Consider the following 22,338-nt stretch of genomic DNA (forward strand, 5'->3'; position numbering starts at 1 on the left):
GCCGGAACGGTGCCGGATATCAGTCCCGCGCGTCAATCAGCACTCAGGCTTCTCGGCCGTATACCGACGGGCCGGGTTAACCGCCGCGCCGAATTCGCGCAGGGCCTTGGCGCCAATCAGTAAGGGATAGTTGAAGTGGCTGCGGTCGACGAGGTTGACCTCAACGGTACGCTTGACGTTGCCCAGGCACAGTTCGAGGTCCACGACCGGGCGCTTGGTCGGGTCAGCCGGTTCTTCTTCATCGTCGCCTTCGGAACGGCCCTTGATTCGGCTGATGCGCGAAACCTTGTGCTCGTACACTTTGCTGTCGGCGTCTTTGGTCGCCAGACGGAAGCGCACCCAGTCATCGCCATCGCGCTTGAACAGTTCGATGTCCTTGGCCGACAGCGATGCGGTCAACGCGCCGGTGTCCATTTTGGCTTTGAACGTCTCGCCGATCTCCGAGACCTGAATGTATTCGTAACGGCCGTACAACGTCGGTTCGGCAGCCATGACAGGCAACGCCAGCAAAGACATAAGCGCCAGAAGGGATTTCACGTCACATTTTCCTCGTGATGGATGAGCGGTCGGGCGTGCCCGGTTTAGACCATAACTTTGCCGATGGTTCGCGCCCGGAACTGCAGCACCGGGCAGTCGCGGTGCAGGCAATGGGAAGCGTACCGAAAACGGCGTGAAACATTCGTCGGTATCGCCGGGGATTTTGCGCCAGGCGCCCGGCCTGCTTATCATTGCGCGCCACCCTGTCGACCGCGAGTGCCTTATGCGTCACCTGCTCACCGGAATTGCCGTCACGCTGCTGCTTCTGCTCAATACGCTGGTGCTGATCGGCCCGCTGATGGTCTTTGCTCTGCTCAAGTTGGTGTTCCAGAGTGAGATGCGCGACAACTGCTCGGCAGCGGTGATGTGGATCGCCGAGACCTGGTGTGAGATCAACAAGCTGATTTTCAAAATTTGCCTGCCGACCCAGTGGGAAATCCGCGGCGACGAAGGCCTGCGTGGCGACACGTCCTACCTGGTCATCGGCAACCACCAGTCCTGGGTCGACATCCCGGCGCTGGTGCAGGCGCTGAATCGACGTACGCCGTTCTTCAAATTCTTCCTCAAGAAAGAGCTGATCTGGGTGCCGTTCCTGGGGCTGGCGTGGTGGGCGCTCGATTACCCGTTCATGAAGCGCTACACGAAAGCGTTTCTGGCCAGGCATCCCGAGCTCAAGGGTAAGGATCTGGAAATCACCCGCGAGGCGTGCGAACTGTTCAAACGTCAGCCGGTGACGGTGGTGAATTACCTGGAGGGGACGCGCTTTACCCCGGCCAAGAAAGCCGAGCAGGCTTCGCCCTATCGTTACTTGCTCAAGCCCAAGGCGGGCGGCGTCGCATTTGTGCTGGCGGCGATGGGTGAGCAACTGGACGCGGTGCTCGATGTGACGGTCGTGTATCCCAGCGAGCGCATCCCGGGGTTCTGGGACTTGCTATCAGGACGCGTGCCGCGGGTGATCGTCGACATCAAGACCCGCGAACTCGACCCTGCGCTGTGGCAGGGCGATTACGAGAATGACCGGGTGTTCCGCGTGTACGTGCAGGACTGGGTCAACAGGCTTTGGGAAGAGAAGGATGCGCGAATTGCCGAGCTACGCGGCCTGATTTCCTAGCACCACTTCTTGGCAACAAGCGCCCCTTTTGCAGGGGCGCGGCAACTCAATTACTTGGCGCCCCAGACGCCACTCAGCGCCTGCAACGCCGAACCACCGGCGCCTTGCTGACCGAGGTATTGCAGAATCACCGGCACGAACTGGCTGACCATGCTGCTGTTCATGCCCAGCGCGCTGAACGCCTTGTTCACGTCGCCCATGCTCTGCACGTTGCCCAGTGCGCTATCCAGAGCAGAGTTGCTGCTCCCGGAATTACCCAACAGTCCGCCCAGACCACTCAGGCTACCAAGGGCTGATGTGCCGGCCAGCTGGTCGAGGCCAGGCACTGATTTGCTCAGTTGCGAATAGTCGTTGCCGGCGAGCTTGTTTTTGGCCAGCCCCAACAAGGCGCCAGTCCCGCCAACCGCTTGCTCCGGTGTGACGTTCAACTGGGTGCCCAGCGTGTTCAACAGCCCGGCTGCTTCAGGCGCGGCGGTTGCCTTTTGCTGGCCGCCGGTGGCATTGGCAACAGCATTGGCCGCGTCATTCAGATTGAAAGCGAAGACCGGCGTGGCTGCCAGCGCCATCAGGCTCGCCAGCGCAGCACCGCGTACGTTTTTCAGTGAAACTTTCATCGCAACAACCTCGTCTGCCGGGAGACCGGCCATGGCCGGGTAAACACGCGTTGGACCGCCCCTCGAAGGGAAGTTCCGCGCAGGGCCTCAGGGTTTGCTGACATAAAACAACCGCTGCGGCTCGAAGGTCCGCGCCAGCCGTTGATTCGCAGCCGTCGAACCCGCCTGCAGGACCCGGTGGCGAATGAATGCCTTATCGAAATGCTCGCCGTTGTTAAGCTTCTCGCGCAGGCTGATCAAGCGCGTGCCGCCCTGATGATCGGCGCCGCGATAGAGCGGTTCACTGAAGAGGCGCACCTGGGAGTCGGGGCTACCCCCGGTGGATGTCAGCTGAACCTGGGTGATGATCGCGAAACCGGACAGCCAGGGCGACCAGAGCCGGGACACGTCGCCAGCGAAACACTCACCCGGGGTGAAGTCCGCCTCGCAGTCCGCCAGCTCACGGTAGGTCGGCGCCACTCGCACATGCTGTCGGTAAGCAGCGCGGTATCCTGCCTCGCAGACCGGCGGGTCGACCCCGGCCCAGATGCAGGCATTCGGATTTTCAAAGAACATTTCCGAGGAAGCCCAGCCCGACGAAAAGGGCTCCAGGTGAGCGCTTGCCAACGTCGCCGGCAGCCAGAGCAGCGGCGTTGCGACGAGGAAATGAATCGATGTTCTAACCCACCTGACAACCATGCATGACCCGCCACCTGAAAAACCGGCCGGACAAATAGCACGGAGAAAAGGCAGCTGAAACAAGCAGGAACGCAATTCAAGCGCTCCTCAACCATTTTCAGAAACGCCCTACAAATGTCGGGTTAGAGCCCTACGTCGGACATAAAAAAAGCGACCCGAAGGTCGCCTTTTGTGAGCGTCAGAGGATCACGCGGCACTGAACAGTTTGTGCGGATCGATGACGAATTTCTTCGGCACACCGGCATCGAACTCGCCATAACCGCGCGGGGCATCGTCGAGGCTGATGACTTCCACGCCCACCACATCGGCGATGTTGATGCGGTCCCACATGATGGCCTGCATCAGTTGACGGTTGTACTTCATGACCGGTGTCTGGCCGGTGTGGAAGCTGTGGGATTTCGCCCAGCCCAGGCCGAAACGAATGCTCAGCGCGCCCACCTTGGCGGCAGCGTCTACGGCGCCCGGGTCTTCCGTTACGTAAAGGCCGGGAATGCCGATCTTGCCAGCGACACGAACCACGCCCATCAGCGAGTTGAGTACGGTGGCCGGTGCCTCGGCCTTGGCGCCCGTATGGCCATGACCCCGCGCTTCAAAGCCCACAGCGTCGACGGCGCAGTCCACTTCGGGCTCACCCAGCAGATCGGCGATTTGCTCGTGCAGCGGGGTGTCTTGGGACAGGTCGGCGATCTCAAAACCCTGCGCCTTGGCGTGCGCCAGACGCACCGGGTTGACGTCACCGACGATCACAACTGCAGCGCCCAGCAAGCGTGCTGATGCGGCAGCGGCAAGCCCCACGGGACCGGCGCCGGCGATGTACACCGAGCTGCCAGGGCCAACGCCGGCAGTCACTGCGCCGTGGTAGCCGGTCGGCAGGATGTCGGAAAGGCAGGTCAGGTCGCGGATCTTCGACATCGCCTTGTCGCGATCGGGAAGCTTGAGCAGGTTAAAGTCGGCGTAGGGCACGAGCACGTATTCGGCCTGCCCGCCGGTCCAGTCGCCCATGTCGACGTAACCGTAGGCACCGCCGGCACGGGCCGGGTTAACGGTCAGGCAGACGCCGGTGTGTTGTTCTTTGCAGGAGCGGCAACGGCCGCAGGCGACGTTGAACGGCACGGACACCAGATCGCCGATCTTGAGATTCTCGACGTCGCTGCCCTTCTCGATCACTTCACCGGTGATTTCGTGACCCAGTACGAGGCCAACCTGGGCCGTCGTTCGGCCACGCACCATGTGTTGATCGGAACCACAAATGTTGGTGGAAACCACGCGCAAGATCACCCCGTGCTCGATCTTCTTGCCGCGCGGGTCCTGCATCTTGGGATAGTCGATTTTCTGTACTTCGACCTTGCCTGCGCCGAGATACACCACACCACGATTACCAGACATGCCATCACCTCTTTATTTATTGTTGGATAGAGAGTGGATCGGGTTTCGAGCGGCAAGCTACAAGCCGCAAGAAGTGTGAACACCGCCTTTTCTTGCGGCTTGAAGCTTGAAGCTACCACCTACAGCACCACCGTCCTGTTGGCGTTGAGAAACACCCGGCGCTCAATGTGGTAACCCACCGCGCGTGCCAGGGTCAGGCCTTCGATGTCGCGGCCCTTGGCGATCAGGTCTTCGGGATAGTGACTGTGGTCGACCACTTCGACGCCCTGGGCGATGATCGGCCCTTCGTCGAGGTCGTTGTTGATGTAATGGGCCGTCGCGCCGACCAGTTTCACACCCTTGTTGTACGCCTGGTGATAGGGCTTGGCGCCCTTGAAGCCTGGCAGCAGCGAGTGATGAATATTGATCGCCTTGCCATCCAGCTTGCGGCACAGCTCCGGCGACAGGACCTGCATGTAGCGGGCAAGCACCACCAGTTCGGCGCCGGTGTCTTCGATCACCTTCATCACCCGCGCTTCCTGGGCCGGTTTGTCGTTGGGGTCGAGGGGGAAATGGTAGTAGGGAATGTCGTGCCAGCGCGCCAGTGGTTCGAGGTCCGGGTGATTGGAGACGACAGCAACCACGTCCATGGACAGCTGATTGATGCGCTGGCGGTAGAGCAGATCGTTCAGGCAGTGGTCGGCTTTGGAGACCATGATCACCACTTTCGGGCGGTAATTCGGGGCCGTGAGCTCGAAGATCATGCCGAAGGATTCGCCGCGCTCGGCCAGGCCGGCACGGAAAGACGACTCGTCAAATCCCTCCGGCTGGCGGAACTCGACGCGAATAAAGAAGCGGCTGGACAGCCGGTCATCGAACGAATGGTGCTCGGTGACGTAGCAGCCCTGCTCAAAGAGGTAACGCGTCACCGCGTCCACCGTGCCCAGCACGCTGGGGCAGTCGGCGGTCAGAATCCAGGTATCGGGGGCGCGGCTCATAGGTATTCCTTGATCGTTCCCACGCCCTGCGTGGGAATGCGGTTCAGGACGCTCCGCGTCCATTGTCGAGTGACGCCGAGCATCACAGGCGGCGTTCCTACGCTGAGCGTGGGAACGATCAGCACAGGTCGTGTCGTCAATCCGGAATCAGGCAGCGACGCCCAAACCATACTCCGCGCTCGCATCCTGCAACCACAGCCACCAGTAATCGGCAAAGCTGCGGCGGATCACCAGCTCCCAGGTCTCTTCACCGGTACGGCGGATCACCAGCTGCGATTTGGCGAACACCGTGCCGATGGCCTTCCCCACCGGAAAATTGTTCGGGTGCACGTCGTAACTGGTGGATTTCATCAGCACTTCGCGGACCTTCGGACCGGTCAGCTCCAGCAGCGATTGCCCGCCGCTGACGTTGACGATAGCGATGTGCAGACCAGCGAGCGCTTCGCGCAGCTTCTGCTCGGCGGCGAATTCTTCACCGGTCGGGACGATCAACAGCCACTCATCCGGGCCCAGCCACTGGATCGAGCTATCGCCGCTGGAGACCAGCGCCAGCGCGCCCGGCAGTTCCATGCCCAGCGCCTTGTGCACGCCGGCCGCGAACGCCGGGTCGTGGCCATCGCCACGGATGGTCAGGTGGCCAAGCAGTTTTTTCTCCCGCAGCACGACGCCCGGATTGCTGCGGCCCTTGCCAATCAGGCTCTGAAGGTCAGCATGAAACAGTGGCGACTCGGCTTTGGCCTCGGTCGCTGGCCGCTGTTGGTAAACGTTGGCTGTGGTCATAGAGCACCTGTGTTGAATTCTGTTGTTTCAGTGAACACGTTCCCGTAGGAGTGAGCTTGCTCGCGATCGCGGTGTATCAGTCACCAGATGTATGCCTGATCTCACGCCATCGCGAGCAAGCTCACTCCCACAGGGGTGTAAGCAAGCCAAGACTCACTCCACGTTCTGCTGATCACCCTTCGGATCGAAGAACACCGAGGACACAATCTCCGCCTCGATCACCGACCCATCCGCCAGCGGCGCAAACACTCGCTCACCCATGCGCTTCAGCCCGCCCTTCACCACACCCATCGCGAACGAATAGCCCAGCGAGTTCGCCGCATAACTCGACGTCACGTGGCCGACCATCTTCATCGGGATCGACTGCTTCGGATCGAACACCAGTTGCGCGCCTTCCGGCAGCCACTTGTTCGGATCAATTGGCTTGAGGCCGACGAGTTGCTTGCGATCTTCCCGCACGCAGTCCTCACGGTTCATGCCACGCTGGCCGATCCACGAGAACGGCTTGGTACGGCCGACACACCAGCCCATGTTCAAATCGTCCGGGGTCATCGAACCGTCGGTGTCCTGGCCGACGATGATGAAGCCCTTCTCGGCCCGCAGGACGTGCATGGTTTCAGTGCCGTACGGGGTCAGGTTGTACTGCTTGCCCGCTTCGGCGATTTTTTCCAGAACGCCCATGGCGTAGTCGGCCTGGATGTTCACCTCGTAGGAGAGCTCTCCGGTAAACGAAATCCGGAACACCCGCGCCGGTACTCCGCCCACCAGCCCTTCTTTCCAGGTCATGAACGGAAACGCTTCACGGCCCAGGTCGATGTCGGTCACTTCGCTGAGCAGCTTGCGGCTGTTCGGGCCCGACAGCGTCAGGGTCGCGTAGTGGTCGGTGACGGAGGTGAAGTACACCTTCAGGTCCGGCCATTCGGTCTGTTGATAAATTTCCAGCCACTGCAGCACGCGTGCGGCGCCGCCGGTTGTGGTGGTCATGATGAAGTGGTTGTCGGCGATGCAGGCGGTGACGCCGTCGTCGAAGACCATGCCGTCTTCCTTACACATCAGGCCGTAACGCGCCTTGCCCACATCGAGCTTGGTCCAGGCGTTGGTGTAGATGCGGTTCAGAAACTCCCGGGCATCCGGGCCTTGGATGTCGATCTTGCCCAGCGTCGATGCGTCCAGCAGGCCGACGCTGTCGCGCACGGCCTTGCATTCGCGGCGCACGGCGGCGTGGATGTCTTCACCGGCTTTCGGGAAGTACCACGGACGTTTCCACTGCCCTACATCTTCGAATTCAGCGCCGTTCTTCACGTGCCAGGCGTGCAGCGCGGTGAAGCGCACAGGCTCGAAGACGTGACCGCAGTGACGCCCGGCAATGGCGCCGAAGGTCACCGGCGTGTAGTTCGGGCGGAACATGGTGGTGCCCATTTCCGGGATCGACACGTTCAGCGAGCGAGCCGCAATGGCCAGGCCGTTGACGTTGCCGAGCTTGCCCTGGTCGGTACCGAAACCCAGCGCGGTGTAGCGTTTGACGTGCTCGACGGACTCGAAACCCTCGCGGGTCGCCAGTTCGATGGCCGCCGCGGTGACGTCGTTCTGCAGGTCGACGAATTGCTTCGGCGCCCGCGCAGTGCCTTTTTCGTGCGGTACCTGGAACAGCGCCAAGGTCGGTTCTTCCACACGGCTCAGGGCTTTGGGCAGTACGCCTTCGACCGGTTTGAAACCGGCTTCACTGGCGGCACGAACACCGCCTTCAAAACCGTCGGCCAGCGAGTCGCCCAAGGCGTAGACGCCATTGACACCGCCAACGCAGACGCGTTTCTGCGGCGCTTCGCCCGGCACAAAACCGAGGATGTCCTCGCGCCAGACCGGTTTTCCGCCGAGGTGCGAAGCCAGGTGAACGATCGGGCTGTAGCCACCGGAACTGGCGACCAGATCGCAGTCGAGCCACTCGCCCGGGCTGGCGACCTTGTGGCCTTTGACGTCGATGGCGGCCACGCGGGCGGCACTGACGCGCTTGCTGCCACGGGCTTCCACCACGGCGCTGCCGGTCAGAATACGAATGCCTTTGGCGCGGGCTTCTTCCACTAACGCACCGCGCGGGTTGTGACGCGCGTCGGCAACGGCGACCACGTGCAGGCCGGCGTCAAGCCAGTCCAGCGCCACGCGATAGGCGTAATCATTGTTGGTCGACAGGATCAGTTTCTTGCCCGGCGCCACGCCATAACGACGCACGTACGTAGAGACCGCGCCGGCCAGCATGTTGCCTGGCACATCGTTGTTGCCGTAAACCAGTGGACGCTCGTGGGTGCCGGTCGCCAGCACCACGCGCTTGGCGCGAACCCGGTGCATACGCTGACGCACCTGGCCAATCGGCGCGCGGTCGCCCAAGTGATCGGTCAGCCGCTCGTGAATGGTCAGGAAATTGTGGTCGTGATAGCCGTTCACCGTGGCGCGCGGCAACAGGGTCACGTTGGGCAGGCCTTTGAGTTCGGCCACCACCGTCGCTACCCATTCCGCTGCCGGTTTACCGTCCAGACTTTCGCGGCTGTCCAGCAGGCTGCCGCCGAATTCTTCCTGCTCGTCCGCCAGGATGACCCGAGCACCGCTGCGCGCAGCGGCCAGTGCGGCGGCCAGACCTGCTGGGCCGGCGCCGACCACCAGCACATCGCAGTGCTGGTTCATGTTGTCGTAGGTGTCCGGATCCAGCTCGGTCGGCGAACGCCCCAGGCCCGCTGCTTTGCGGATGTACTTCTCGTAGGTCATCCAGAACGACTGCGGGTACATGAAGGTTTTGTAGTAGAAGCCCGGCGGCATCAGCTTGCCGCCGACCTTGCCGAGAATGCCCATCATGTCGGTGTTCACGCTCGGCCAGCCGTTGGTGCTGGTCGCGACGAGGCCCGAGTAAAGCGCCTGTTGCGTGGCGCGCACGTTGGGGATCTGCGTGGCTTCGGTGGCGCCGATCTGCAGCACGGCATTCGGCTCTTCGGAACCGGCCGCAAAGATGCCGCGAGGACGGGAATACTTGAAGCTGCGACCAATGATGTCGACGCCGTTGGCAAGCAAGGCGGCGGCCAGGGTGTCGCCTTCGAAGCCTTGGTACGTCTGGCCGTTGAAGTTGAAATTCAGGACCTTGCTGCGATCGATGCGGCCGCCGTTGGGCAGGCGATTGGACTGGCTCATACCTGATCCCCCTTTCTGATCGCGGGCGCCGGATTGACGAACTGCGGCTGCGTGCCGATCGGATAGGTTTCGAGAATTTCGTAGGTCACGGTGTCACGCGTGGTGTTGAAGTACTGACGGCAGCCCGCTGCGTGAATCCACAGTTCGTGGTGCAGACCGCGCGGGTTGTCGCGGAAGAACATGTAGTCGCCCCACTCCTCGTCGGTGCAGGCGGCCGGATCCAGGGGACGCGGGATGTGAGCCTGACCGGAGACGTGGAATTCCTCTTCGGAGCGCAGTTCGCCACAGTGAGGACAGAAGATATGCAACATGGGAAAAGTCCTCTGTTAGTGGGCTACGGCTGCAGCGCCGTGTTCGTCGATCAACGCGCCGTTGTGGAACCGGTCGATTGAGAAGGGTTTGGCCAGCGGGTGCATTTCGCCCTTGGCCAGGCTGGCGGCAAACACGTTGCCCGAGCCGGGCGTGGCCTTGAAGCCACCGGTGCCCCAACCGCAGTTGAAGAACATGTTCGGGACAGGCGTTTTGGAAATGATCGGGCAGGCGTCCGGCGTGGTGTCGACGATGCCGCCCCACTGGCGGTTCATGCGCACCCGCGAGAGCACCGGGAACATCTCGACGATGGCCTGAATGGTGTGTTCGATCACCGGGTAAGAGCCGCGCTGGCCGTAGCCGACCCAGCTGTCGATGCCGGCACCGATCACCAGGTCGCCCTTGTCGGACTGGCTGATGTAACCGTGTACGGCGTTGGACATGATCACGCTGTCGATGATGGGTTTGATCGGCTCCGACACCAGCGCCTGCAGCGGATGGGATTCCACCGGCAGACGGAACCCGGCGAGCTTGGCCATGTGGCCGGAGTTGCCTGCCGTCACCACACCGACGCGTTTGGCGCCGATGAAGCCCTTGTTGGTTTCGACGCCGATGCACACGCCGTTTTCCTTGCGGAAGCCGGTCACTTCGGTCTGCTGAATCAAGTCCACGCCCAACGCATCAGCGGCACGGGCGTAGCCCCAGGCCACGGCGTCATGACGCGCGACACCGCCGCGACGCTGCACCGTTGCGCCGATGATCGGGTAACGGGTGTTTTTCGAGCAGTCGAGGTACGGAATCTCTTCCGCCACTTGCTTGCCGTTGAGCAGCTCGCCGTCGACACCGTTGAGGCGGTTGGCGCTGACGCGGCGCTCGGAATCACGCATGTCCTGCAGGGTGTGGCACAGGTTGTATACGCCGCGCTGGGAAAACATGACGTTGTAGTTGATGTCCTGGGACAGGCCTTCCCACAGTTTCATCGCGTGTTCGTACAAGTGCGCGGATTCGTCCCACAGGTAGTTGGAGCGCACGATGGTGGTGTTGCGTGCGGTATTACCGCCGCCCAGCCAACCTTTTTCGACCACGGCCACGTTGGTGATGCCGTGCTCTTTCGCCAGGTAATAGGCTGTCGCCAGACCGTGTCCGCCGCCGCCGACGATGACCACGTCGTAGACCTTTTTCGGGGTCGGCGTGCGCCACATGCGCTGCCAGTTTTCGTGGTGGCTGAGGGAGTGTTTGAAGAGGCCGAAGCCCGAGTAATGCTGCATGGTGCGACTCCTGACTCAGCGGTAAACCGGGAAATCGGCGCACAGCGCGGCGACCTGCTCGGCCACATTGGCCTCGACATCGGCGTCGCCGAGATTGTCGAGAATGTCGCAGATCCAGCCGGCCAGCGTGATGCACTGGGTAACTTTGAAACCGCGCGTGGTCACCGCAGGGGTGCCGATGCGCAGGCCCGACGTCACGAACGGCGATTGCGGATCGTTCGGCACGGCGTTCTTGTTGACGGTGATGTGCGCTCGACCCAGCGCCGCGTCGGCGTCTTTCCCGGTCAGGCCCTGACGAATCAGGCTGACGAGGAACAGGTGATTGTCGGTCCCGCCCGACACGACGTCGTAACCGCGATCAATGAACACCTGCGCCATGGCCTGGGCGTTATCAATCACTTGCTGTTGATAGGCTTTGAAACCGGGCTCCATGGCTTCCTTGAAGCACACGGCCTTGCCGGCAATCACGTGCATCAGCGGGCCGCCCTGGGCACCCGGGAACACGGCGGAATTGAGCTTCTTCTCGATCTCTTCGTTCGCCTTGGCCAGGATCAACCCGCCACGGGGGCCGCGCAGGGTTTTGTGCGTGGTGGTGGTCACCACATCGGCGTACGGCAGCGGGTTCGGGTACAAACCGGCAGCGACCAGACCGGCCACGTGAGCCATGTCCACAAACAGCAGCGCGCCCACTTTGTCGGCGATCTCACGAAAGCGCGGGAAATCCAGGGTTTTGGAGTAGGCCGAGAATCCGGCCACGATCATCTTCGGCTTGTGCTCGACCGCCAGTCGCTCGACTTCGTCGTAATCGATCAGGCCGGTAGCAACGTCGATGCCGTATTGAACGGCGTTGTACAGCTTGCCCGAGGACGACACTTTGGCGCCGTGGGTCAGGTGACCGCCATGGGCCAGGCTCATCCCCAGCAATGTGTCGCCCGCTTGCAGCAGCGCCAGGTAAACCGCGCTGTTGGCCGACGAACCGGAGTGCGGCTGGACGTTGGCGTAGTCGGCACCAAATAGCAGCTTGGCGCGATCGATCGCCAGTTGCTCGACCTTGTCGACGTGCTCGCAACCGCCGTAGTAGCGCTTGCCGGGATAACCCTCGGCGTATTTGTTGGTCAAGCCGCTGCCCTGGGCCTGCATCACGCGCTTGCTGGTGTAGTTCTCCGAGGCGATCAGCTCGATGTGGTCTTCCTGACGCTGCTCCTCGGCACTGATTGCCGCCAACAGTGCATCGTCATAACCCTGGATCTGGTCTTGCTTGCTGAACATCGCGGTTCTCCCAGCGGCGGCGCGGCGCCTGAATGATCGACAGGGCCTTGAACTGCCCTTTGGCCACGATGGTATGGCTGACGCCGACAGCCCAGATGCCTGCGCGCGCCACACAAAGGCGCGTTTACGACATGGGTTAACGGGGAGCGGGATTTGCGCGGCTCTGCGCGCCGCAGACTGTCGGTCCTGAGCCCGCCGCGAATCCTCGGCACGCCGCAACACCTCAGGCCAATGGGCACGGGGACTGTCAAAACTGACAGTATTCAAATAGCAATGACGGGCTTACTTTTGAGCCAACGGAACGGCTGACAGCCACTCACTCAAGGGAATGATCATGGGCACAATCGCAAGGTCGCATACGCTAACTCCGCAGTTATGGAAAAAGCTAAGGGGGAAAAACGTCTGTCGGCAGGGACCCGCTACGGAGCTGCTGCTCTTTCTGACTCAAGGCGTGTTTCATACGGTGGATATAGAAGGCTCGGTCAAACTGAGGATTATTCGGGAACTGAGCGAGTCTGAGGCGCTGCTTGCCGTCTACGTCGAAGATTCGGATGTAGTTCTTTCGTCCACCGTTTCAGTGAGTGACGCCAGGCTTTATGCCACCCCCCAAGATATCGTTCACCAAGACGGCGGTTACTATTCGGTCATTCTCAAGATCATTTCCTATCCGAACGCTGAGCTGGTCGCCGACATCTATCTATGGGAAATACCACCCATCGCGGCACCGCAGTCTGTCGAATCGGATCTTGCGCTGTACCTTCCCAAAGGCTCGACTTTTCACGCAAGCCCCTCTGAAGAAGACATTGTGATGGACAGGACTTTCAGAGTGTCTGAAGACCGCCAAGTCTCGGTCAACATTCGCACCGTTGAAGGGCGCAGCTACTCAACAACCGTCACGGAAGCCGAAGCAATCCGATGTGCCGCGCCCGGTGATTACTATGTAGAAAGCGGATCCAACGAGCTGTCGATCGTCTATGGCATCACCACTCGTCCCGAATCAGCGTCATTGCCGATCCTCAAGCGTATGCCGCTGCCGGATGTGCCGAGGTCGGGTCATGACCTCGGCAAATGAGTGACGACCGTCAGGCTTTTTGCGTAACCAATCCGTCAGCCCGGAACATGCTGCGAACACCCCGCACGGCCTGACGGATGCGATCCTGATTCTCGATCAGCGCAAAGCGAACGTGGTCATCGCCATATTCACCAAAACCGACACCAGGCGAAACGCAGACTTTGGCCTCGGCGAGCAGTTTCTTGGCGAATTCCAGCGATCCCAGGTGTGCGTAAGCCTCGGGTATCTTGGCCCAGACGTACATCGACGCTTTCGGGTTTTCGACCATCCAGCCCAGTTCGTGCAGGCCTTTAACCAGCACGTTACGGCGCTGGCGGTACTGCTCGGCGATGTCGAGCACGCATTGCTGATCACCTTCCAGCGCGGCGATGGCGGCCACTTGCAGCGGCGTGAACGTGCCGTAGTCGTGGTAGCTCTTGATCCGCGCCAGGGCGTTGACCAGCTCGGGGTTGCCGACCATGAAGCCGATGCGCCAGCCCGCCATGTTGTAACTCTTGGACAGGGTGAAGAATTCGACGGCGATGTCCTTGGCGCCCGGCACCTGCATGATCGACGGAGCTTTCCAGCCGTCGTAGACGATGTCGGCGTAGGCCAGGTCGTGAACCACCAGCACGTCGTACTGTTTGGCGAGGGCAACGACGCGCTCAAAGAAATCCAGCTCGACACATTGGGCGGTCGGGTTGGACGGGAAACCCAGGATCATCATCTTCGGCTTGGGGATCGAGCCGCGAATGGCTTTTTCCAGTTCAGCGAAAAAGTCCACGCCTGGCACCAGTGGCACGGAGCGCACCTGAGCGCCGGCGATAACGGCACCATAGATGTGAATCGGGTAACTGGGGTTCGGCACCAGAACCGTGTCGCCCTGATCCAGCGTAGCGAGCATCAAATGCGCCAGGCCCTCTTTGGAGCCGATGGTGACGATAGCTTCGTCTTCGGGATCGATGTCCACGTCGTAGCGTTTTTTGTACCAGCTGGAAATCGCCCGACGCAGACGCGGGATGCCACGCGAAGTCGAGTAACCGTGAGTGTCTTCACGTTGGGCGACGGTGACCAGTTTCTCGACAATGTGCGGCGGCGTTGCCCCATCGGGGTTGCCCATGCTCAGGTCGATGATGTCCTCACCACGACGACGCGCAGCCATTTTCAGCTCGGCGGTGATGTTGAACACGTAAGGGGGGAGTCGATCGATGCGCGCGAAACGGCGCGGCGAACCTTGGTCTGCCATGGAAACCTCTGAAGACGTAAGCGCCCGGAACCGTCCGAGCGACGCTGGCCACTGCGGTGGCCTGAGGCGGAAGATACGGGCGGGGACGGCGGTTTGTCTACAGCGAAACCGCGAAATCGACGGCGCTCTCACAGGCCTCTTCCCGGCTGAAGCCGGTCCCACTGAAGATATGCGCGCGGTCAGTAGGACCGGCTTTAGCCGGGCAGGCGTCGGAGGTCGGAACGCAAAACCAAGGGCATACACGCTGAATACCTGTCTGCCACATCACCGTCATTCGATGATCTGCCGCAGTCCAAACAACAGCAAAAAATGCACTGGATAAATCAGGTACGCCCACCGCCGCATCGGCCACACTCCGAATGCCGGGCGCCCGCGCAGAATCGCTAACCCCAACAGTGGCGCCAGCAAACAGGCCACCAGCGCGCCGATGGAAATCGGGTCGCCCCATAGCATGCCGTCGATAATCTTCGGCCACTCGTTGCTCAATAAACAGACGATCCCCGGCACAATCGCCAGCCATATGGAAGTGCGCAGCACGAGCACAAACGCCAGAGGCAGCAACACCCCATACATGCCGAACATCAATTGCGACCCAAACAGAACACCCATCGCCAGGGCAGCGATACCCAAGACCCTCGCCGGCCACGAGCGACTCAATCCACCCTGCGCGACCAGCAAACCCAAAGCCAGCGTAGGCAGCACATTGAGAGTGGTGACTTCACCGGCCATGTAAATCCGGTATGGCAGCTCCGCGACCACGGAAAACACCGCCAGCCACGTCAGGTATTTCCACTTGATCGAAGCATCCACATCGTGCCGGCCAGTACGTACGATGTTGACCGCGATCGCCAGGCAAAACCACGGGAACGCCAGACGCCCCGGCACGTACAGCCAATTGGCGTGCCAGCCGACGTAGCGCAGGTGATCCATCACCATGCTCAGCATCGCCAGCCACTTGAGCAGGTCCAGCGCGCGATTCCGCCCGGGTGTGGTCGTTGATTTCGGTTCGCTCATATTGCTTCGCTGTCTGGCTGAATTTTCTGACGCAAGAATGCATGACCAAACCGATCAACTTTGGTTACAGTCGCAGCCTTCGATTACAGGGAACCGGCCATGTCAGACCAAAGCCAGCAGTTTGCCAGCGACAACTATTCGGGAATCTGCCCGGAAGCGTGGGCGGCCATGGAGCAAGCCAACCACGGGCACCAGCGTGCCTATGGCGACGACCAGTGGACAGCGCGCGCGGCCGATCAATTCCGTCAGTTGTTCGAAACAGACTGCGAGGTGTTTTTCGCCTTCAACGGCACGGCGGCCAACTCCCTGGCGCTGTCATCGCTCTGCCAGAGTTACCACAGCGTCATCTGCTCGGAAACCGCCCACGTCGAAACGGACGAATGCGGCGCACCGGAATTCTTCTCCAACGGCTCCAAACTGCTGACCGCACGCAGCGAGAACGGCAAGCTGACGCCTGATTCCATCCGGGAAGTCGCGCTCAAACGCGCCGATATCCACTATCCAAAACCCCGCGTCGTCACGCTGACCCAAGCCACGGAAGTGGGCAGTGTGTATCAGCCGGGAGAGCTCAAGGCCATCAGCGAGACCTGCAAGGAGCTGGGCCTGAACCTGCACATGGACGGCGCCCGCTTTGCCAATGCCTGTGCGTTTCTCGGTTGCTCGCCTGCCGAGCTGACCTGGAAAGCAGGCGTTGACGTTCTGTGCTTCGGCGGCACCAAAAACGGTATGGCGGTGGGCGAGGCGATTCTGTTCTTCAATCACAAGCTCGCTGAAGACTTCGACTACCGCTGCAAGCAGGCCGGCCAACTCGCCTCAAAAATGCGTTTCTTATCAGCCCCGTGGGTGGGCTTGCTGGAAAACGACGCCTGGCTCAAGCACGCACGCCACGCCAACAGCTGCGCCCAGTTGCTGGCGGATCTGGTGAAAGATATTCCGGGCGTTGAATTGATGTTTCCGGTGCAGGCCAACGGCGTGTTCCTGCAACTGTCGGAAGCGGCCATTGCTGCGTTGACCGCGAGGGGCTGGCGCTTCTACACCTTCATCGGCAATGGCGGCGCGCGCTTCATGTGCTCGTGGGACACCGAAGAAGCCCGGGTACGGGAACTGGCAGCGGACATTCGGTTGGTGATGGGGAGCTGAAAGCGGCTTACTCGTCACTGGTAGGTGCAGCCCATCCGCAGCCTGCAGATGGACTGAACCGGTGCCTCACCCCTGAGCAATAACCTTCTCGATCACCTCGACCGTAGCGCTGACCTTGTCTTCATAACGGCTAAGCGCTTCGGCGTGTTGCTGCTTGAGTTCGATCTGCTTCGAGCACAGATTCAACGCCGCCAGCACCAGCAGACGATCGCCGATCAGCGTCGGGTAACTGCGCTTAGTTTCGAACAATGCCGATTTCAGCATTGACACGGCATCCATCAGGGTCTGCTCTTGGCCGGCAGGTGCCTTGATCGTGTAGTCGTTGCCAAGGATGGAAATAACCTTGGCGCCGTCCTGATCCGTGATCATGCGTCAACCGCGCTGGCACTGGTGGCGCGGTCAACCAGCGCCTGAATGCGCGCAGCCGTCGCACCCTGTTTCTCTTCTTGCTCCATCAGACTCAACTGCAGACTGTCGTTGTCATCCCTGGCTTGCTTCAACTCTTCGGCGAGTCGCGCGTTCGTGTTCTGCAGCTCCTGATTGTGCTGTACCAGGTCACTGACGAGCTTTTCCAACTGGCTTAGGGATGCTTCCAACATTTTGATATCTCAGGCAAATTTCAAAGGGCGCGTACGATAAAGAAAAGTCACTTTAGCTACCAGTGAAATCAGGGCATCCAAGCCGCTACACCGACCAACAAGCATCTCTACCACTCTATTCCGCAAACGCATAACGGCCCTGATTGACTACGTTTTTACGGTCTTGTTCCTGCTGTTCGTCAGATCACCCGGCTGCGACATAACCGCACAGCGTAGACCAGTGGCATCAAGTCCCCACAGGGCCGACCGATAACCCATGCATCTCTGACACTTCTATCTCTCGCCTCGCATGGATCGCGGCCGCCCTGGAACCGTAATGTCCCTACGTAATTTGAATATAGCGCCCCGCGCTTTTCTCGGATTTGCCGTCATCGGCCTCCTGATGCTGATTCTGGGCGTGTTCGCTCTGTCGCAAATGAACAAAATCAACAACGCCAACGTTGCCATGGCCAGCAAAAGCATGCCGAGCATCAAGGCGCTGGATAAATTGACCGAGGGCAGCATTCGCCTGCGTGTTCTGTCCTATCGCCTAATGCTCAACCGCGACCCCGACACGCTGCAGAAAACCACTGAATTGTTTGCCATGCGCAACAAGCAGATCGACGACGCCCGGACAATCTACGCCAAGATGATTTCCGCGCCCGAAGAGCAGTCGGCCTACGACCAGTACGTCAAGTTGCTCAACGACTACCGCCAGCTTGAAAGCCGTATGAAGACGCTGAGTCAGGCCAACGATATGACCGAGCTGACCCGTTTGCTCAGCGCCGATCTGCAGACCAACTCAGACCAGATGAACGTGGTGCTCGCCAAGCTGATTGAGATGAATACCCAACAGGTCAATGAAGCCAGTGCGACGGCCACTCAACAGTATTCGACCGCGTTCACGATGGTCGTCACGCTGCTGATCATTGCCACTGTGCTGACCGTGTTGTTCGCCTGGTTGCTCACCAACAGCATCACCCGACCTATCGCTTCGGCACTGAACGCCGCTGAAGACATTGCCGAAGGCGATCTGACGCGCACCATCAACGTGGACGGAACCGACGAAGCAGGCCGTTTGCTGGCCGCGATGCTGAAGATGCAGTCCAAGTTGCGCGACACCCTGCAGCGTATTTCCGGTTCAGCGACCCAGCTCGCTTCGGCCGCCGAAGAGCTGAACGCTGTCACCGACGAAAGCGCGCGCGGCCTCTCCAAGCAAAACGACGAAATCGAACAGGCCGCCACTGCGGTTAACCAAATGACCAGCGCCGTGGAAGAAGTCGCACGCAACGCGGTGAGCACCTCGGAAGCGTCGAAGAACGCTACGACGTCCGCCAGCGATGGCCGTGATCTGGTGCAGGAAACCGTCACCGCCATCGAACGCATGAGCACTGATGTGCAGAGCACCTCCACGTTGATCGGCAACCTGGCGGACGAATCCCGTGACATCGGCAAAGTGCTGGATGTGATCCGCGGTCTGGCGGACCAGACCAACCTGTTGGCCCTCAATGCCGCCATTGAAGCGGCCCGTGCGGGTGAAGCGGGTCGCGGGTTTGCGGTAGTGGCCGATGAAGTCCGCGCCCTCGCCCACCGCACTCAGCAGTCGACGAGCGAAATCGAGCGCATGATCGGCAGCATCCAGGGCGGTACCGAGCAGGCTGTGAACTCCATGCGCAGCAGCACTGAACGCGCCGAGTCCACCCTGAACATAGCCAAAGGCGCAGGCTTGGCTCTGGACACCATTAACAGCGCCGTTGTGGAAATCAATGAACGCAACCTGGTGATCGCCAGCGCGGCGGAAGAACAAGCCCAAGTCGCACGGGAAGTGGACCGCAACCTGGTCAACATCCGAGACCTATCGACTCAGTCGGCGACTGGGGCGAATCAGACCAGCGCTGCCAGCAACGAGCTGTCGCGTCTGGCTGTGGATTTGAACGGGATGGTTGCGCGCTTCAAAGTTTAAAAGACGTTACAGAGCCGACTCGAAACCGGGTCGGCTCATCAAGACGCGGGGAGAGTTCGACGCCCGCGTCAGACCTCAATACTCAATCCGCACATCCCCCTTCGGCACGCTGCAGCACGCCAGGATGTAGCCTTCGTCCACGTCGTCATCGGTGATGCCGCCGTTGTGCTCCATCTCGACCTCCCCGCTCAGTTTCATCACCTTGCACGTCCCGCAGATGCCCATGCCGCACGCTTTGGGAATCATCAAGCCGAGCTTGGCAGCCGCTGCATGGACGGTTTCCCCAGGTGCTACGCGGATGCTCTTGCCGGTGTCAGTGAATTCAACCTGATTCAATTCAGCAACATCCAGGTCCGGCGCATCGGCGGCCTGTTCGGCGTGCTCCACGGCGTCGGCGCGGGCTTCCGGTGGCGTCGCTCCGAAGGATTCTTCGTGGTACTGCGCCATGTTGAAACCGTTGGCTTCAAGCAACCGCTTCACCGCACTCATGTACGGCGTCGGCCCGCAGCAGAACACCTCGCGCTCCATGAAATCCGGTGCCATCAGTTCGAGCATCTTCTGATTCAGATAACCGCGATAACCCGCCCACGGCTCACCCAGCCCGTGTTTCTCGCAGACGATGTGCAAGGCGAAGTTATTGATTCGCGACGCCATCTGTTCCAGTTCGCGGTGGTAGATGATGTCTTTGGGTGAGCGGGAACTGTGCACGAAGACCATGTCGACGTTGGCGTTGGTGTCGTAGTACCAGCGCGCCATGGACATGACCGGCGTGATGCCGACGCCGCCGCTGAGGTAGAGGATTTTCGGATTGGGGAAGTCGATGGCGTTGAACAGACCCACCGGGCCGTGCACCGCCAGCTCCTGACCTTCGTGCAACGTGTCATGCAGCCAGTTTGAAACCTTGCCGCCAGGCACGCGCTTGATGGTAATGGAGAAGCTGTACGGCACCGAGGGTGAACTGGAAATGGTGTACGAGCGCATGATCGGCGCGCCGTCGATTTCCAGCTCCAGGGTGACGAACTGGCCGGGCTTGAAGAAGAACAGAATCGGCTGATCGGCCATGAAGCAGAACGTACGCACGTCCCAGGTTTCCTGGATCACTTTGACGACCCGCACCAGATGGCGGCCGTTGGCCCACGTCTGGGTATTGACCGGGCTGAGGAAACTCTGGGACATACTCACTCTCCACGGCCGACGGTCGGCCTCTTATGGTGGCGATTCTGCGTAACGCGCGAGCCGCCTATTTACCTATCAGCGACATTCACATACTTATGGCGACCAGCCCCGGTCTATAGGGGTCGGGCCGTCGGAAACGGATTCGGCCATGTCGCCCATGGATAAGGTTCAGGTCGCGCCCGGCTCCACACTCGCCATCAATTCATTACAGATTCTTTATCCATCGGCCTGAGCGTCAGAAATCACTGCCGCCTCGCGTGCTTCGCTACACACCCACCGTATCAGCCACATTCGTAGACTGCGCAAAGCGCGGCCTGAGGACTTGAAAGATGGACGTCACCGCAACTCTGAGCTTGGGCGATCCGCTGGAACCTGCGCGCAAGGCGACTGCCGAGATGCTGCATACCCGCGAGCGCACTTACTCGCTGCCGCAGCCTTTCTACAGCGATGAGCGGCTGTTTGAAATCGACATGCAGGAAATCTTTCAGAAAGAGTGGCTGATCGCGGGCATGACCTGCGAAGTGCCGGCGAAGGGCAACTTCCTCACCCTTCAAATTGGCAAGAACCCGATCCTGGTCGTGCGCGCGCCGGACGGATCGATCAATGCATTCCATAACGTCTGCCGCCACCGCGGCTCTCGCCTGTGCACCAAGGAAAAAGGCAAGGTCGCCAAGCTGGTTTGCCCTTACCACCAGTGGACGTACGAACTCGACGGTCGCCTGCTGTACGCGGGGACCGAGATGGGTGCGGACTTCGACATGAAGCAGTTCGGCCTCAAGCCGGTGCACTGCAAGGTCGCGGGCGGGTACATCTTCATCAGCATGGCGAGCAATCCGCCTGCCATCGACGCGTTCCTGCAGACGCTGAACCACTACATGGAACCGTACGACATGGAAAACACCAAGGTGGCGGTGCAAACCACCCTGGTCGAAAAAGCCAACTGGAAGCTGGTGCTGGAAAACAACCGCGAGTGCTACCACTGCAATGCGTCGCACCCTGAACTGCTGAACACCTTGCTGGAGTGGGACGACGTCACTGACCCGCGCGCCGACCAGGCCTTCAAGGACCACGTCGCTGCATCCGCCGCCGCCTGGGAAGCGGAAAAGATTCCCTTCGCCCACGCCAGCTTTGGCCTGCGCAACCGCATAGTGCGCATGCCGCTGCTCAAAGGCACCGTCTCGATGACGATGGACGGCAAGCAGGGCAGCAAAAAACTGATGGGGCGCATCCAGAACCCGGACCTGGGCTCGATGCGCATCCTGCACCTGCCTCACTCCTGGAACCACTGCATGGGCGACCACGTAATCGTGTTCACCGTGTGGCCGGTCAGCGCACAGGAGACCATGGTCACCACCAAATGGCTGGTGCACAAGGACGCCGTCGAAGGCGTGGACTACGACGTCGCGCGCCTGCGTGAAGTCTGGGATGCCACCAACGACCAGGACCGCCGTCTGGCTGAAGAAAATCAGCGCGGCATCAACTCCGTTGCTTACCAGCCGGGGCCGTATTCGAAGACCTACGAGTTCGGCGTGGTGAATTTCATCGACTGGTACAGCGCCAAATTGCTGGAAAACATGGGCGCGGAACCGGCTTCGTATTTGAAGGGCGTGGCGGTTAACCACGAGTAGGGTTTTACCTGTCGGATTTGGACTGACACCTTCGCGGGCAACCGCGTTTCTACAGACATTCGAGCTGTAGGAGCGCGCTTGCCCGCGCTGCGTTTTGGGTGATCGATCAGGAGTTTTAGGAAGGCTCAGCAGGGCATCCGCATCTCCTGTGATTAACCGCTGGGGCAGAAACGGCTCTTTTCTGGCGTCCAGCAGAGATTCCACTTGTATATCTGCCATGTGGAGGCGCGATCCTAAAAACTTCATTTCCTACGAAAAAACCTGCCTTAATTCAGGACCTTATCAATATTGACCTACGACACTGCTGAATCTTCCTACGAAACGATCAGAGATTTAAAGCCGCGTACGAACTTGAACGTTTTTGAACGAATGTTATTAATACATCACTCACGGCAAATGACGTGAGCACTGCAAAACCCCTTATGTAAACTTATGGAGT

The 22,338-nt window shown here is 60.4% G+C and carries 20 protein-coding genes; 5 read left to right on the top strand and 15 right to left on the bottom strand.

Features of this window, described 5'->3' with window-relative positions; translation table 11 throughout:
• Positions 1–36: 36 nt before the first annotated feature.
• Positions 37–537, bottom strand: coding sequence for a retropepsin-like aspartic peptidase RloA2 (gene rloA2 / locus AC07RO_RS19865; RefSeq protein WP_495086870.1), 501 nt, complete (start codon positions 535–537; stop codon positions 37–39).
• A 223-nt stretch (positions 538–760) separates the two neighbouring features.
• Between rloA2 and yihG the strand changes: the two genes are divergently transcribed.
• Positions 761–1,648 carry a 1-acylglycerol-3-phosphate O-acyltransferase, YihG family gene (yihG, locus tag AC07RO_RS19870; RefSeq protein WP_495086871.1) on the top strand — a complete coding sequence of 296 codons (888 nt, stop codon included), beginning with the start codon at positions 761–763 and terminating at the stop codon, positions 1,646–1,648.
• Positions 1,649–1,698: 50 nt separating this feature from the next.
• Here the strand turns inward: yihG and AC07RO_RS19875 are convergent, their stop codons facing one another.
• From AC07RO_RS19875 to glyA, 9 genes are all read right to left on the bottom strand, one after another.
• Positions 1,699–2,262 (bottom strand): DUF2780 domain-containing protein, encoded by a 564-nt coding sequence (locus AC07RO_RS19875; RefSeq protein WP_192173164.1) that lies wholly within the window; start codon positions 2,260–2,262, stop codon positions 1,699–1,701.
• 87 nt (positions 2,263–2,349) lie between these two features.
• On the bottom strand, positions 2,350–2,817 hold the full coding sequence (locus AC07RO_RS19880) for a DUF1190 domain-containing protein (RefSeq protein WP_495086872.1): 468 nt from the start codon (positions 2,815–2,817) through the stop codon (positions 2,350–2,352).
• Positions 2,818–3,126: 309 nt separating this feature from the next.
• The gene (gene fdhA, locus AC07RO_RS19885) at positions 3,127–4,326 is read right to left on the bottom strand and encodes a formaldehyde dehydrogenase, glutathione-independent (protein ID WP_495086873.1); all 1,200 of its coding nucleotides are present in this window, start codon (positions 4,324–4,326) and stop codon (positions 3,127–3,129) included.
• 119 nt (positions 4,327–4,445) lie between these two features.
• Positions 4,446–5,303: a formyltetrahydrofolate deformylase gene (gene purU / locus AC07RO_RS19890; RefSeq protein WP_122536486.1), complete on the bottom strand. Its 858-nt coding sequence runs from the start codon at positions 5,301–5,303 to the stop codon at positions 4,446–4,448.
• A 147-nt stretch (positions 5,304–5,450) separates the two neighbouring features.
• Complete coding sequence (locus AC07RO_RS19895) at positions 5,451–6,083, bottom strand: sarcosine oxidase subunit gamma (protein ID WP_346630965.1); 633 nt, start codon at positions 6,081–6,083, stop codon at positions 5,451–5,453.
• A gap of 153 nt (positions 6,084–6,236) precedes the next feature.
• Positions 6,237–9,257, bottom strand: a complete 3,021-nt coding sequence (locus tag AC07RO_RS19900) for a sarcosine oxidase subunit alpha (RefSeq protein WP_463584457.1) — start codon at positions 9,255–9,257, stop codon at positions 6,237–6,239.
• Positions 9,254–9,568: a sarcosine oxidase subunit delta gene (locus AC07RO_RS19905; protein WP_074886785.1), complete on the bottom strand. Its 315-nt coding sequence runs from the start codon at positions 9,566–9,568 to the stop codon at positions 9,254–9,256. Before AC07RO_RS19905 ends, AC07RO_RS19900 begins: the two co-directional genes overlap by 4 nt.
• Positions 9,569–9,583: 15 nt before the next feature.
• Positions 9,584–10,834 (bottom strand): sarcosine oxidase subunit beta family protein, encoded by a 1,251-nt coding sequence (locus AC07RO_RS19910; RefSeq protein WP_192173169.1) that lies wholly within the window; start codon positions 10,832–10,834, stop codon positions 9,584–9,586.
• 15 nt (positions 10,835–10,849) lie between these two features.
• On the bottom strand, positions 10,850–12,103 hold the full coding sequence (gene glyA / locus AC07RO_RS19915; RefSeq protein WP_282371162.1) for a serine hydroxymethyltransferase: 1,254 nt from the start codon (positions 12,101–12,103) through the stop codon (positions 10,850–10,852).
• Positions 12,104–12,437: 334 nt separating this feature from the next.
• Between glyA and AC07RO_RS19920 the strand changes: the two genes are divergently transcribed.
• Positions 12,438–13,175, top strand: coding sequence for a hypothetical protein (locus tag AC07RO_RS19920; RefSeq protein ID WP_423573551.1), 738 nt, complete (start codon positions 12,438–12,440; stop codon positions 13,173–13,175).
• A gap of 10 nt (positions 13,176–13,185) precedes the next feature.
• Here AC07RO_RS19920 and alaC read toward each other — a convergent pair whose 3' ends face one another.
• Both alaC and AC07RO_RS19930 read right to left on the bottom strand, forming a co-directional pair.
• Positions 13,186–14,400, bottom strand: a complete 1,215-nt coding sequence (gene alaC, locus AC07RO_RS19925; protein ID WP_495086874.1) for an alanine transaminase — start codon at positions 14,398–14,400, stop codon at positions 13,186–13,188.
• A 270-nt stretch (positions 14,401–14,670) separates the two neighbouring features.
• Positions 14,671–15,414, bottom strand: a complete 744-nt coding sequence (locus AC07RO_RS19930) for a TraX family protein (RefSeq protein ID WP_495086875.1) — start codon at positions 15,412–15,414, stop codon at positions 14,671–14,673.
• A gap of 99 nt (positions 15,415–15,513) precedes the next feature.
• Between AC07RO_RS19930 and AC07RO_RS19935 the strand changes: the two genes are divergently transcribed.
• Positions 15,514–16,554 (top strand): threonine aldolase family protein, encoded by a 1,041-nt coding sequence (locus AC07RO_RS19935; protein WP_495086876.1) that lies wholly within the window; start codon positions 15,514–15,516, stop codon positions 16,552–16,554.
• A 66-nt stretch (positions 16,555–16,620) separates the two neighbouring features.
• Here AC07RO_RS19935 and AC07RO_RS19940 read toward each other — a convergent pair whose 3' ends face one another.
• Together AC07RO_RS19940 and AC07RO_RS19945 are read right to left on the bottom strand one after the other, a co-directional pair.
• Positions 16,621–16,923 carry a cell division protein ZapA gene (locus AC07RO_RS19940; RefSeq protein WP_065991262.1) on the bottom strand — a complete coding sequence of 101 codons (303 nt, stop codon included), beginning with the start codon at positions 16,921–16,923 and terminating at the stop codon, positions 16,621–16,623.
• Positions 16,920–17,153 (bottom strand): hypothetical protein, encoded by a 234-nt coding sequence (locus AC07RO_RS19945; protein WP_192173175.1) that lies wholly within the window; start codon positions 17,151–17,153, stop codon positions 16,920–16,922. Before AC07RO_RS19945 ends, AC07RO_RS19940 begins: the two co-directional genes overlap by 4 nt.
• 316 nt (positions 17,154–17,469) lie before the next feature.
• On the opposite strand from AC07RO_RS19945, the gene AC07RO_RS19950 reads away from it, so the two are divergent.
• Positions 17,470–19,095, top strand: a complete 1,626-nt coding sequence (locus AC07RO_RS19950) for a methyl-accepting chemotaxis protein (protein ID WP_192173176.1) — start codon at positions 17,470–17,472, stop codon at positions 19,093–19,095.
• A 75-nt stretch (positions 19,096–19,170) separates the two neighbouring features.
• Here the strand turns inward: AC07RO_RS19950 and gbcB are convergent, their stop codons facing one another.
• Positions 19,171–20,271 (bottom strand): glycine betaine monooxygenase reductase subunit, encoded by a 1,101-nt coding sequence (gene gbcB, locus AC07RO_RS19955; RefSeq protein ID WP_192173177.1) that lies wholly within the window; start codon positions 20,269–20,271, stop codon positions 19,171–19,173.
• A 329-nt stretch (positions 20,272–20,600) separates the two neighbouring features.
• On the opposite strand from gbcB, the gene gbca reads away from it, so the two are divergent.
• Positions 20,601–21,899, top strand: a complete 1,299-nt coding sequence (gene gbca, locus AC07RO_RS19960) for a glycine betaine monooxygenase oxygenase subunit (protein WP_346627204.1) — start codon at positions 20,601–20,603, stop codon at positions 21,897–21,899.
• Positions 21,900–22,338: the final 439 nt, after the last annotated feature.

The sequence above is a fragment of the Pseudomonas sp. GW821-FHT07F05 genome (assembly GCF_059418765.1).